This window comes from Pseudomonas sp. OE 28.3 (assembly GCF_014268205.2).
GTDB classification, from domain to species: domain Bacteria; phylum Pseudomonadota; class Gammaproteobacteria; order Pseudomonadales; family Pseudomonadaceae; genus Aquipseudomonas; species Aquipseudomonas edaphica.
On the sequence record NZ_CP077082.1, the window covers coordinates 600,907 to 614,500 of the forward strand.

The following is a 13,594-nucleotide window of genomic DNA, read 5'->3' on the forward strand; positions in this document are numbered from 1 at the left end:
TCTTTTTCGTTACGCCGCGTTAAGCAGCGCTACCGGATCAGCAGCTGTAGTACAGCTCGTATTCCAGTGGGTGTACGAAGGTGCGTACTTTGATTTCTTCTTCGCTTTTCAGCTCGATGTAGGCATCGATGAAGTCGTCGCTGAATACGCCGCCTTTGGTCAGGAACGCACGGCCCTTGTCCAGCTCTTCCAGGGCTTCTTTCAGGCTGCCGCACACTTGTGGGATCTCTTTGGCCTCTTCAGGCGGCAGGTCGTACAAGTTTTTGTCGGCGGCGTCGCCTGGGTGGATCTTGTTCTGGATACCGTCCAGGCCAGCCATTACCAGCGCAGCGAAGGCCAGGTATGGGTTAGCTGCCGGGTCCGGGAAGCGCGCTTCGATACGGCGAGCGCGAGGGCTGGACACGTAAGGAATACGGATCGAAGCGGAACGGTTACGCGCCGAGTAGGCCAGCATTACCGGTGCTTCGAAACCTGGCACCAGACGCTTGTAGGAGTTGGTCGACGGGTTGGTGAAGCCGTTCAGGGCCTTACCGTGCTTGATGATACCGCCGATGAAGTACAGGGCAGTGTCGGACAGGCCGGCATAACCTTCGCCAGCGAAGGTGTTCTTGCCATCTTTGGCGATGGACAGGTGAACGTGCATACCCGAACCGTTATCGCCGTACAGTGGCTTAGGCATGAAGGTAGCGGTACGGCCGTAGGCATCAGCCACGTTGTGTACGCAGTACTTCAGGGTCTGAACTTCGTCAGCCTTGGCTACCAGGGTGTTGAACTTCACGCCGATTTCGTTCTGGCCGGCAGTCGCCACTTCGTGGTGGTGAACTTCGATGACCAGGCCCATCTCTTCCATGGCGTTGCACATGGAGGTACGGATTTCGTGGTCGTGGTCGAACGGCGGAACCGGGAAGTAACCACCTTTGATACCTGGACGGTGGCCTTTGTTGCCGCCTTCGATGTCCTGGTCGGACATCCACGAACCTTGTTCGGAGAAGATCTTGAACATGGAACCGGAGATGTCGGACTTGAACTTGACCGAATCAAAGATGAAGAACTCTGGCTCCGGGCCTACGAATACGGTGTCGCCGATACCGGTCGACTTCAGGTATTCCTCAGCGCGCTTGGCGATCGCACGTGGGTCGCGGTCGTAGCCTTGCATGGTCGAAGGCTCGATCACGTCGCAGACGATGATCAGGGTTGGGTCTTCGGTGAACGGGTCGAGTACGGCAGTGCTGTCGTCCGGCATCAGGATCATGTCGGAAGCTTCGATGCCTTTCCAGCCGGCAATGGAGGAACCGTCGAACATTTTGCCTTCTTCGAAGAACGCATCATCCAGCGCGTCGCGAGCCGGCATGGTCACGTGGTGCTGAGTACCTTTAGTGTCCGTGAAGCGCAGATCAATCCATTTAACGTCATGATCTTTGATGAGTTGAACCGACTTCGACATGGTGTCCTCCGGGTGGCTTCGGGCTGGGGTAGTGGAGTTAGCCCTTAGAATGTGGGTGATGCCGGCGCGAATACTCGACCAAGGCAACCTGCTTCACAAGAGAGCAAATTGCATGCCAGTGCGCCAACATGGCCTTTTTGCCTCAAAATGGCCCCTATAACGGTGCAATCCGCTGAAGCGGAATAAATAACGCACTGCAATGTAGCGTTAATTTGCGCAAATGACCCGTTTTGGTGCGTTGCGTCTGTGATGCATATTAACTGGTTAAACCTTGAGCGATTTCCGCTATAATCCGCGCCCCCCTTTTTCAGCAGGCCCGGCGCGCGCTGTTTCCATGAAATTAATCGTAAAAGTCTTCCCCGAGATCACCATCAAAAGCCGACCCGTACGGACGCGTTTCATCCGACAGTTGGCCAAGAACATCCGTGCCGTGCTCCGAGACCTGGACCCGGCTGTGGTGGTGAACGGTGTGTGGGACAACCTCGAGCTGGAAACCCGCATAACCGACGCCAAAGCCTTGAAGGACATGACCGAGCGCCTGAGTTGCATGCCGGGCATCGCGCATTTCCTGCAGGTCGATGAGTACCCGTTGGGCGACTTCGATGACATCACCGAAAAGTGCAAACAGCACTACGGCGAGTCGCTTGAAGGCAAGATCTTTTCGGTGCGCTGCAAGCGCGCCGGCAAGCACACCTTCAGCTCCATGGATGTAGAGAAATACGTCGGCAGCAAGCTGCGTCGCGAGTGCGGCGCCGCCGGAATTTCCCTCAAAGCGCCGCAAATTGAAGTGCGCATGGAAATTCGCGACCAACGGTTGTTTGTGATCCACAGCCAGCACAACAGTATCGGCGGCTACCCGCTGGGCGCACTGGAACAGACCCTGGTACTCATGTCCGGCGGTTTCGATTCCACGGTGGCGGCCTACCAGATCATGCGTCGCGGCCTGATGAGCCACTTCTGCTTCTTTAACCTGGGCGGGCGTGCACACGAATTGGGCGTGATGGAAGTCGCGCACTTTATCTGGAAGAAGTACGGCAGCTCCCAGCGCGTGCTATTTGTAAGCGTGCCGTTTGAGGAAGTGCTGGGCGAAATTCTCGGCAAAGTCGATAACAGTCATATGGGCGTAGTATTGAAGCGTATGATGTTGCGCGCTGCGTCGCGAATCGCCGATCAATTGCAGATCGACGCGTTGGTGACCGGTGAAGCGATCTCCCAGGTGTCCAGCCAGACGCTGCCGAACCTGTCGCTGATTGATTGCGTCACCGAGAAGCTGGTCTTGCGCCCGCTGATCGCCAGCCACAAGCAGGACATCATCGACCTGGCAGAAGAAATCGGCACGGCCGACTTTGCCAAACACATGCCTGAATATTGCGGGGTCATTTCGGTGAACCCCAAGACCCACGCCAAGCGCAACCGCGTGGAGTATGAAGAACAACAGTTTGATATGGCGATTCTTGAGCGTGCGCTTGAGAACGCCAAACTGGTCCCGATCGATCGTGTCATCGATGAATTGGGCCAGGATGTGCAAATCGAAGAAGTCAGCGAAGCGCTGGCCGGCCAGATCGTCGTCGATATCCGTCACCCGGATGCCGCCGAGGATGAGCCGCTGGAAATCGCTGGCATCGACGTGCAAGCGCTGCCGTTCTACGCATTGAACGCGCGCTTCAAGGAACTGGATAACAGCCGTCAGTACCTGCTGTATTGCGACAAAGGCGTGATGAGTCGCCTGCATGCCCACCATTTGCTCAGTGAGGGGTATGCCAATGTGCGCGTTTATCGACCGAGCTAAGAGCCCGGGGCTGTTTGCCTGTGGCCTGCGTCACCGGCCCCCCGACTCTGCCGTCAAGCTGTAACGGCAAGGCCTGACTCTACTGTTAATCGCTGCCACGACCTGTCAGCACACCGAATCCTCTGATCGAGATACACAAGTGATCGAAAATCTACGTAACATCGCCATCATTGCTCACGTTGACCATGGTAAAACCACCCTGGTAGACAAACTCCTGCGTCAATCCGGCACCCTGGAGCGCAACGAGCTCAACGACGAGCGCGTGATGGACTCCAACGACCAGGAAAAAGAGCGCGGTATTACCATCCTGGCTAAAAACACCGCTATCAACTGGAACGGCTACCACATCAACATCGTGGACACCCCGGGCCACGCCGACTTCGGCGGCGAAGTAGAACGCGTAATGTCGATGGTTGACTCCGTTCTGCTGCTGGTTGACGCTCAAGACGGCCCTATGCCGCAAACTCGTTTCGTGACCAAGAAGGCTTTCGAAGCCGGCCTGCGTCCGATCGTGTGCATCAACAAGGTTGACCGTCCAGGCGCGCGTCCGGACTGGGTTCTGGACCAGATCTTCGACCTGTTCGACAACCTGGGTGCTACCGAAGAACAGCTTGACTTCAAAGTGGTCTACGCCTCGGCCCTGAACGGCATTGCCGGTCTGGAACACACCGACATGGCTGAAGACATGACCCCGCTGTACCAGTCGATCGTCGACAACGTACCGGCACCAAAAGTTGACCGTGAAGGCCCGTTCCAGATGCAAATCTCGGCACTGGACTACAACAGCTTCCTGGGTGTTATCGGTGTTGGCCGTATCGCGCGTGGTAGCGTCAAGCCGAACACTCCAGTTGTCGCCATCGGCGCCGACGGCAAGAAGCGTAACGGTCGTATCCTGAAGCTGATGGGTCACCACGGCCTGCACCGCATCGACGTTGAAGAAGCTTTCGCCGGCGACATCGTGTGCGTGAGCGGTATGGACTCGCTGTTCATCTCCGACACCCTGTGCCAGCCAGACAACGTTGAGGCGATGAAGCCTCTGACCGTTGACGAGCCAACCGTTTCCATGACCTTCCAGGTAAACGACTCGCCTTTCTGCGGTAAAGAAGGCAAGTTCGTGACTTCCCGTAACATCAAGGAACGTCTGGACAAAGAGCTGCTGTACAACGTTGCACTGCGCGTTGAAGAAGGCGACTCGGCTGACAAGTTCAAGGTTTCCGGCCGTGGTGAGCTGCACCTCTCGGTACTGATCGAAACCATGCGTCGCGAAGGCTTCGAAATGGGCGTTGGTCGTCCAGAAGTGATCATCCGTCAGGTTGACGGCGTGAAGCAGGAACCGTTCGAAAACGTGACCATCGACACCCCTGAAGAATCCCAGGGCAAGGTCATGGAAGAGATGGGCCTGCGTAAGGGCGACCTGACCAACATGGTGCCGGATGGCAAAGGCCGTGTACGTCTGGAATACAACATCCCTGCGCGTGGTCTGATCGGTTTCCGTAACCAGTTCCTGACCCTGACCAACGGTGCTGGCATCCTGACCTCGATCTTCGATCGCTACGACACCATGAAGTCCGGCGACATGTCCGGCCGTCAGAACGGTGTTCTGGTATCGGTAGAAACCGGCAAGGCGCTGACCTACTCCCTGGAAACTCTGCAGGCGCGTGGCAAGCTGTTCGTTGAACACGGTCAAGAGATCTACAACGGTCAGATCGTTGGTCTGAACAGCCGTGACAACGACATGGGCGTTAACCCAACCAAAGGCAAGAAGCTCGACAACATGCGTGCTTCGGGTAAAGACGAAACCATCGCTCTGGTTCCACCTGTTCGCTTCACCCTGGAACAGGCTCTGGAATTCATCCAGGACGACGAGCTGTGCGAAGTTACGCCTAAGTCGATCCGCCTGCGTAAGAAGATCCTGGACGAAGGCGAGCGTACCCGCGCTGCCAAGAAAGCCAAGAACTGAGTTAACTCAGGCTGAATGAAAAACGCCCCCGGTCGAAAGGCCGGGGGCGTTTTTTTATGCCTGATCGTTCCCACGCTCTGCGTGGGAATGCCGCTTGGGACGCTCCGCGTCCCGCTTTTAAGGGCGGACGCAGAGCGTCCAGGGCTGCATTCCCACGCGGAGCGTGGGAACGATCATCATGATCATCAGAACTTGTCGAGAGTCCGGAAATTGGTCTCGCGCACCACTTCCTTCGGCTTATACGCACAATACCCCGGCCGCGGCCCGATTTTCGGGTGGTTGCGGCAGGTATCCGGGCGCTTGTCATAAATAGTGCAGAAGCGCGTCTTACGATCCAGGTACAGGCAGTCGTTATTGCTCATGCGCTGCAGGGTGAAAATTTCGGATTTGGAATTGTAGCGCTCGACGATGCCTTCCTTCTGCAAACGCTTGGCGATGTTCTTCGGCGGGTCGCCGCGTTCGAACTCATCGACGATGCCAATGCGGATCAGGTCCTTGATCTTCACCTCGACCGGCAGCGTGCAGCAGCTGGACACGCAGCCACCGCACATGTGGGCGGAATATTTCTGCCAGGTCTCGAGACGGTCGAGTTCAGCGGCGGCGATCAGTTGAGGCTTCATCAAGGTTCCAAGGTGGGGCTGTATCCGGGCGCGCGATCATACCGGGATTGGTGGTTTTTTGAACAATATTTTGCAGATTTCATCTCCAACGGTGCAGGGGAGAAAAGCAGGCACGGCCCCTGCATCAATTTCCAGCAATGGTGAATGAGTTAAAAAACTGCCGAACCAGCACGTCTACCGTCTGTCAGACCGACTAGGCTCTAGCAACTCCTTCAATCTCGCCCGAGGTCGCACCGATGTCTCAGGAACCGCTTGCACGAGAAGCAGAGGTAGCCGCATTCCGCGATGCTGTCTTGACCAAACTTACCTACGCGGTGGGCAAGGACCCGGATCACGCCTTCGACCACGACTGGTTTGAAGCCATCGCCCTGGCCGCCCGCGACCAGATGGTCGACCACTGGATGAACCACACGCGGCGCATCTACCGCAAAGGCCAGAAGCGGGTGTATTACCTCTCGCTGGAGTTCCTGATCGGCCGTTTGCTCTACGACAGCCTGAGCAACCTCGGCGTGTTGGAGATTGCCCGCGAAGCCCTGTCCGAACTGGGTGTGGACCTGGAGCGCATCCGCCTGCTGGAGCCCGACGCGGCGCTCGGCAACGGTGGCCTGGGCCGCCTGGCCGCGTGCTTTATGGAAAGCATGTCGACCCTGGGCATTGCCGGCCACGGCTATGGCATCCGCTATGAACACGGCCTGTTTCGCCAGGCGATTGTCGACGGCTGGCAGCAGGAACAGACCGAACGCTGGCTGGATTTCGGCAACCCGTGGGAGTTCGAACGGGCCGAGGTGATTTACCCGATCGGCTTTGGTGGCAGCGTCGAAACCCTGGCGGATGCCTCCGGCAAGATGATCCAGGTGTGGACGCCCAACGAAACAGTTCGCGCGGTGGCGTACGACACGCCGGTAGTCGGCTGGCGCGGCGCCAGCGTCAACACCTTGCGCCTGTGGCGTGCCCGAGCAGTAGAAGACCTGCACCTGGAGCGCTTCAACGCCGGTGACCACTTGGGCGCCGTCGCCGAAGTGGCTCGCGCCGAAAGCATCTCCCGAGTGCTTTACCCGGCCGACAGCACCGAAGCGGGGCAGGAATTGCGTCTGCGCCAGGAATACTTCTTTGTTTCGGCCTCGCTGCAAGACCTGCTGCGCCGCCACAAGAACATGCACGGCTCGGTACTCAGCCTGGGCGAACACGCCGCGATCCAGCTCAACGACACCCACCCGTCCATCGCCGTGGCTGAGTTGATGCGCCAACTGGTCGACCTGCATGACATTCCGTGGGAAGCCGCGTGGGATGTCACCGTCGAAACCCTTTCCTACACCAACCACACCTTGTTGCCCGAGGCGTTGGAAACCTGGCCTGTCGGTTTGATGGAACGCATGCTGCCTCGGCATATGCAGATCATCTACCTGATCAACGCCCAGCACATCGACTCGCTGCGCGCCAAGGGCATCCACGACTTTGACGTATTGCGTGCGGTGTCGTTGATCGAAGAAGACAACGGCCGCCGCGTGCGCATGGGTAACCTGGCGTTCCTTGGCTCCCATAGCGTTAACGGTGTGTCCGGTTTGCACACCCAACTGATGCGCAGCACCGTGTTCTCCGAACTGCACAAGCTGTACCCGGAGCGCATCAACAACAAAACCAACGGCATCACCTTCCGCCGCTGGCTGTACCAGGCCAACCCCAAGCTCACCGAGATGCTGGTGGAGGCTCTGGGGCCGGACATCCTCGACACCATGGAAACCCGCCTGACGGAGCTGGAGACCTTCGCCGAGAAGCAGGTGTTCCGCAAAGCCTTCGCCGAACAGCGCCTGCACAGCAAGAGGGCACTGGCCGAGATCATCCACGAGCGCCTGGGCATTTCGGTGAACCCGGCGGCGATGTTCGACGTGCAGGTCAAGCGGATCCACGAATACAAACGCCAACTGCTCAACCTGCTGCACACCGTGGCCTTGTACCAGGCAATCCGCGCCGAGCCAGGCACCGATTGGGTGCCGCGCGTGAAAATCTTCGCGGGCAAGGCGGCGGCCAGCTATCACCAGGCCAAGTTGATCATCAAGCTGACCAACGACATCGCCCGCACCGTGAACAACGACCCGACCGTGCGCGGCTTGCTCAAGGTGGTGTTCCTGCCCAACTACAACGTCAGCCTGGCGGAAAGCATCATCCCGGCGGCGGACTTGTCCGAGCAGATTTCCACGGCCGGTTTTGAAGCCTCTGGCACCAGCAACATGAAGTTCGGCCTCAATGGCGCGCTGACCATCGGCACCATGGACGGCGCCAACGTGGAGATGCACGAGCGCGTGGGCGCCGAGCATATGTTTATCTTCGGCCTCAGCGCCGAACAAGTGGAAGCCCGCAAGCACGCCGGTGAATTCCACGCCGGGCCGGATGTGGCAGCCTCCCATCGTCTCAACGATGTGTTGCAAGCGATCCGCGGCGGGGTGTTCTCGCCGGATGATCCAGGCCGCTATGTGGGCTTGATCGACGGGTTGATCGACTACGACCGTTTCCTGGTGTGCGCCGACTTTGACGCCTACTGGGACGCCCAGGCGCGGGTCGAAGCGCATTGGCACGATTCCAAGGCCTGGTGGCGTTCGGCTGTGCTCAATACGGCGCGCATGGGCTGGTTCAGCTCGGACCGCACCATCCGCGAATACGCCACCGAGATCTGGAAAGCCCTCGACTAAACACCGCAGGCCTCCAAGTGGTAGCAGGCCTCTGTGGCGAGGGAGCTTGCTCCCGTTCGGTTGCGTAGCAGCCGCCGGCTATTGCGGGCGCTTCGCACCCGAACGGGAGCAAGCTCCCTCGCCACAAAAGCAGCTCCCACATTAGCTTTGCGTCGATATACTAGGCCTCGGTTTGCCCGCCTCGGGCTGCTTAGGGATATCGACCATGCAATGGATTTTCATGCTGATTGGCCTGGTGCTCGGCTGGACACTCGATGAGTCGTTCACCGATGCCGGCTTCGGTGCGCTATTGGGCTTGGGCATTGGTCAGGCGATTCGCCTGTCGAGGCTGTCCGCCCAGGCAGACCAGCAAGCGCTTCAGTTAGAGACCACGCAGAAGGCATTGATAGCCCTGGGTGAGCGCCTGCGGCAACTGGAAGTGCCCGCGCCTACAAACAGCGTGATTGTCGAAGCCCCCATCCCTGAACCTGCACCTGCCGTTGCCAAGCCCGAACTTGTTTGGGAGCTGCCCGCCGAACTGGCGCCCGTCGCCGTGATGGCCGAGGCGAGACAGCCACTGCCGGAGGACGTCTGGACCCCAGCACCAAAACCGAAAGAACCTGCCATCCCCCGTGGCCCCAACCTGATCGAGCGCGCCATCGGCGGCGCCCGTAATTGGCTGTTCGGCGGCAACACCGTGCTGCGCGTTGGCGTGGTGCTGCTGTTCCTTGGCCTGGCCTTCTTGCTGCGTTATGCCACCGAAGGCGTGGTGGTGCCGATTGAACTGCGTTACGCCGGGGTTGCCGCTGCCGCCATCGGCCTGCTGGGCCTGGGTTGGTGGTTACGGCTGCGCAACAGCAATTACGGGCTGATGCTGCAGGGTACCGGGATTGCCGTGTTGTACCTGACGGTGTTTGCTGCGATGCGCCTGCACCCGTTGATCGACCCAGGCGCGGCACTCGGCCTGCTGGTGGCGGTCACGGTGTTCTCGGCCATCCTGGCGATCACCCAGGATGCCCTCGGCCTGGCCTGCGCAGCGGCGCTGGGTGGGTTTGCCGCGCCGATTCTGACCTCAACCGGCGCCGGTAATCATGTGGCGCTGTTCAGTTACTTTGCATTGCTCAACGCCGGCATTCTGGCCATCGCGTGGTTCAAGGCCTGGCGTCTGCTCAACCTGATCGGGTTTGTCGGCACCTTCGGCATAGGCTTCGCCTGGGGCATGCGCTCCTACACACCGGAACTGCTGTGGAGCACCGAGCCGTTCCTGATCCTGTTTTTCCTGATGTACCTGGCCATCGGCCTGTTGTTCGCCCGCCGCAAGCTGCAAGAAGTGGGCGATGCGCCTGAAGGCCGTGAGGCACTGCTGCGCTGGTCGGCGGCCAAGGGTGATTATGTTGATGGCAGCATGCTGTTCGGCCCGCCGTTGGTAGGCTTTGGCTTGCAGTTCGCCGTGGTGCAGCACCTGGAGTTTGCCGCCGCCTTCAGTGCACTCGGTTTAGGCCTTATCTACATGGGCTTGGCGCGGCTGCTGAGTGGCGGGCGCGCCTTGCTGCTGGCCGAAACTTGCCTGGCGCTGGGCGTGATCTTTGCCAGCCTGGCGATTCCGCTGGGCCTCGACGCGCGCTGGACGGCGGCGGCCTGGGCAGTGGAGGGCGCCGGGATCTTCTGGCTTGGCTTGCGTCAGCAGCGGCCGTTGGCTCGTGCGTTTGGCCTGTTGTTACAGTTGGGGTCAGCGCTGGCGTTCCTCAGCGAACTGCGCGTTGGCGAGTTGACCTTGCTCAACGGTGCACCACTGGGCGCGCTGTTGCTGGGCGCGGCCCTGTTGTTCAGCTTCGATCAGTTGCGCAAGGCATCGACCGAGCAAGCGGCGCAATGGGAGCGCACCGGCCTGCCCGTGCTGGCGAGCCTGGGATTGACCTTTTTGTACCTGCTTGCACCCTTGTTGTTGCTGACCCAAGGCACCGCCATCAGTTGGGCAATCGCCGGGCTGCTGACGCTGTTTGTCGGCCTGCGCATTGGCTCGCGCACCTTCCTGTTCACTGCCTTTGCTGTGCAATTGCTCGGTGGGGTGTTGTTCCTCCTGCGCTTGCAGGGCGGTGATGGGGCCGCGGTATTCAGTGCCGGTTGGACCGGCTTGTTGACCGCCTCGCTGATCGGCCTGGCGTTGGTCGGCGGCATGCTGATGGCGGCGCGCGATGACATGGTGCGCAGCGATGTGCGGCTACTGCGCGGCTTGTCGGTGGTGCTGCTCGCGGGTCTGGTGCTGATCAACCTTGCGGTGCTGTTTGTGCTGCCATGGGAAAGCGCCAGCGGCGTGTGGGCGGCCAGTGGCTTGCTGATCATCTGGTTGAGCCTGTACCTGCAACAACGCGTGAGTTTCGTGTTTGGTTTGCTGCTGCAACTGATCGGTGGTGCTTCGTTCTTGTTGGCGGTGCCGCAGTTGCTCGGGCCGTTGAACAGCGAGGGCTTGCGGCCCTTGGCGCACAGCGCTTTCTGGACGCCGATGGTGCTGGGCCTGGCGGCAATGGTGGGCGCTTGGCGCTTGCAACGTGAGCCGCAGGCGCCGGTGTTTGCCGTGTTGAAATTGCAACGCCTGTCCGACCTGCTGCTGGTGTGGGGCGCGGCCTGGTGGGCATTGGCGTTGATCGGCGAAGTGCTGCGGTTTATCCCGCAAGCGCTGCAAGGCGCATTTTTGCTTGGCATCGCTGCGGTGAGCGTGGCGATCTGGGCGCTGTTGGCCGCACGTTTACGCTGGGCATCTCTGGGCATGCTGTGCGCCTTGCTGATGCCGGCGGCGGGCGTGGTGTTGCTGGTGTCTGCCCATGATTACTATCACCCGGCAGCGCATTACGGCTGGCTGGCGTGGTTGGCGGTGTTTGTGGTGCATTTTATCGCGCTGCGCCGTTTGGCGGCGGTGGTGCCGGGCAAGGTATTGAGCATCGCTCATGTGTTCGGCTGCTGGATGTTGATCGGTGTGTTGGCGCTGGAGCTGCGTTACGGCCTGTTGCTGCTGTCGAGTGAGTACAACGCCTGGCGTTGGCTGGGTTGGGCGATTCTGCCAAGCCTGTACCTGGTGCTGGCGGCGGCACCGCGCAGTTGGCCGTGGCCGGTGTCGGCAAACCCGCGTGAATACCGTGTGCTGGCCGCGTTGCCGCTGGCGGTATTGATGCTCGGCTGGTTCTGGTTGGCGAACATCTTCAGCGACGGCACGGCGAAACCATTGCCGTACGTGCCATTGCTCAACCCGTTGGACGTGGGCCTGCTGTTCGCATTGCTGGGTACTTACCTGTGGTCGCGCAGCGTGGCGCCGCAGCGCGGGCTGCGTGCTGAACGGATCGCCCAAGGTGTCGCAGGTGCTTCGCTGTTTGCCTTCTTCACGGCCTTGGTGATGCGCACCGCCCACCATTGGGCGGGCGTGCCGTTCCAACTGGATGCCTTGCTGGCGTCCATGTGGGTGCAGGCTGGCCTGTCGCTGGTCTGGACCCTGATCGCCCTGGGCCTGATGATCGGCGGCCACCTGCGCCATCGTCGCGAAGTGTGGCTGATCGGCGCGGCGTTGATTGCGGTGGTGGTCGCCAAGCTGTTCTTTGTCGAGCTGAGCAACCGTGGCGGGCTGGCGCGGATCGTATCGTTTATTGGTGTGGGCGGGCTGTTGCTGGTGGTGGGTTACTTCGCACCGCTGCCGCCCAAACGCGCCGAGCCGGTGTTGGAAACTGAAGGAGCATCCTCTTGATCGGTAAGTTGAGCGTGATCGCGTTGGGCATGTGTTCGACGTTGTCGGCGTGGGCGCAAGAAACGCCCGCCGACTTCACCACACAGGTGCCGTTGGCGGTAAGTGGCAACGGGCCTTGGTATCGCCTGGAGTTGCCGCTGTCGGTGCAATTGAGCGCGCGCCAGGCAGATCTTGGTGATGTGCGCGTGTTCAACGCCGCCGGCGAGCCCCAGGCTTACGCGTTGTCGCGCCAATCAGCGCAACGCACCGAAAGCCGCACGGTGGCCGACGTGAAGTGGTTCCCGTTGTACGCCGCCGACACCCGCCAAAGTGTGCCGGACGTGGTGATGAAATCCACCGCCGAAGGCACGCTGCTGGAAGTGCGCCCGTCCAAGGCCGGCAAACAGGTGCTGCGTGGCTGGGTACTGGACGCCAGCGCGATCAAGGCGCCGTTGCAGCAACTGAGCCTGGACTGGAGTCGCGAACAGGATGGCTTCCAGCGTTTCAGCATTGAAGCCAGCGATGACCTGCAGCACTGGGAACCCTGGGGCGATGGCCAGGTGGCGCGCCTATCGTTTGCCGATGAGCGGGTCGAGCAACATGACGTGAGCCTGCCGGGGCAATCGGCGCGTTACCTGCGCCTGCTGTGGCAAGGCCAGGCCGCGCCGACGCTGACCTCGGCCAAGCTTGTGAGCTCCACCAGCAGCAGCCTGCCAATGCCCTTGGTGTGGTCGCAGCCGTTGTCGGGTACGCGGCTCAAGGCGGGTGAATACAGCTGGCAGTTGCCGACGGGGCTGCATGTGGAGCGCTTGCGCGTCGAGCTCAAGCAGCCCAACACGCTGGCGCCCGTGACGTTGGCGGGGCGGCGGCAAGCCAATCAAGCCTGGCAGCCTTTGAGCAATGGCTTGTTGTATCGCCTGGCCCAGAACGGCCAGGACGTGGTGCAGGATGAATTGCAATTGCCAGGCGTGGCCGTGGGCGAACTCAAGTTGCAGGTGGACGAGCGCGGCGGCGGCCTGGGCGTGGAAGCGCCGGCATTGCGTTTTGCTGTGCGCGCCACGCAGTTGGTGTTCCTGGCGCGGGGCGAGCCGCCGTTTACCCTGGCGTTGGGCAACCCGTCGGTAAAGGCCGCTAACTTGCCGCTGTCGACGCTGATTCCCGACTACAGCGCCGAGCGTATCAAGACCTTGGGGCAGGCCACGGTCACAGGCGACGTGACGGTCAAATCGCCTGTGATTGCCGTTTCACCCGAAGCGGGCACCGACTGGAAGAAACTCGGCCTGTGGGCCGTGCTCCTGCTGGGTGTAGCGGCGCTAGGGGCGATGGCCTACAGTTTGTTGCGTGCACCGGCGGCCAAGCCGTGAACTCTATTGGGGTTAAATCCTCTGATTAGAGGAAATAAC

General features: G+C 60.4%; 7 protein-coding genes. 5 read left to right on the plus strand and 2 right to left on the minus strand.

Annotated elements, in window-relative coordinates; translation table 11 throughout:
- Positions 1-37: 37 nt before the first annotated feature.
- Positions 38-1,444, minus strand: a complete 1,407-nt coding sequence (gene glnA / locus HU759_RS02660) for a glutamate--ammonia ligase (RefSeq protein WP_017138628.1) — start codon at positions 1,442-1,444, stop codon at positions 38-40.
- A 334-nt stretch (positions 1,445-1,778) separates the two neighbouring features.
- Here glnA and thiI point away from each other — a divergent pair, with 334 nt between their 5' ends.
- Together thiI and typA are read left to right on the plus strand one after the other, a co-directional pair.
- On the plus strand, positions 1,779-3,233 hold the full coding sequence (thiI, locus tag HU759_RS02665; RefSeq protein ID WP_065930794.1) for a tRNA uracil 4-sulfurtransferase ThiI: 1,455 nt from the start codon (positions 1,779-1,781) through the stop codon (positions 3,231-3,233).
- A gap of 139 nt (positions 3,234-3,372) precedes the next feature.
- On the plus strand, positions 3,373-5,193 hold the full coding sequence (gene typA / locus HU759_RS02670) for a translational GTPase TypA (RefSeq protein WP_003217997.1): 1,821 nt from the start codon (positions 3,373-3,375) through the stop codon (positions 5,191-5,193).
- Positions 5,194-5,378: 185 nt separating this feature from the next.
- On the opposite strand, the gene HU759_RS02675 is transcribed toward typA, so the two are convergent.
- Positions 5,379-5,813, minus strand: coding sequence for a YkgJ family cysteine cluster protein (locus tag HU759_RS02675; RefSeq protein ID WP_053253906.1), 435 nt, complete (start codon positions 5,811-5,813; stop codon positions 5,379-5,381).
- A 236-nt stretch (positions 5,814-6,049) separates the two neighbouring features.
- On the opposite strand from HU759_RS02675, the gene HU759_RS02680 reads away from it, so the two are divergent.
- The 3 genes from HU759_RS02680 (at position 6,050) to HU759_RS02690 (ending at position 13,555) form a co-directional block, all read left to right on the plus strand.
- Entirely contained in the window at positions 6,050-8,500 is a 2,451-nt protein-coding gene (locus HU759_RS02680) for a glycogen/starch/alpha-glucan phosphorylase (RefSeq protein WP_017138624.1), read from the plus strand.
- A gap of 205 nt (positions 8,501-8,705) precedes the next feature.
- Positions 8,706-12,212 (plus strand): DUF2339 domain-containing protein, encoded by a 3,507-nt coding sequence (locus HU759_RS02685; protein ID WP_186617961.1) that lies wholly within the window; start codon positions 8,706-8,708, stop codon positions 12,210-12,212.
- Positions 12,212-13,555: a DUF3999 domain-containing protein gene (locus HU759_RS02690; protein WP_186617984.1), complete on the plus strand. Its 1,344-nt coding sequence runs from the start codon at positions 12,212-12,214 to the stop codon at positions 13,553-13,555. Before HU759_RS02685 ends, HU759_RS02690 begins: the two co-directional genes overlap by 1 nt.
- The last annotated feature ends 39 nt before the right edge of the window (positions 13,556-13,594 follow it).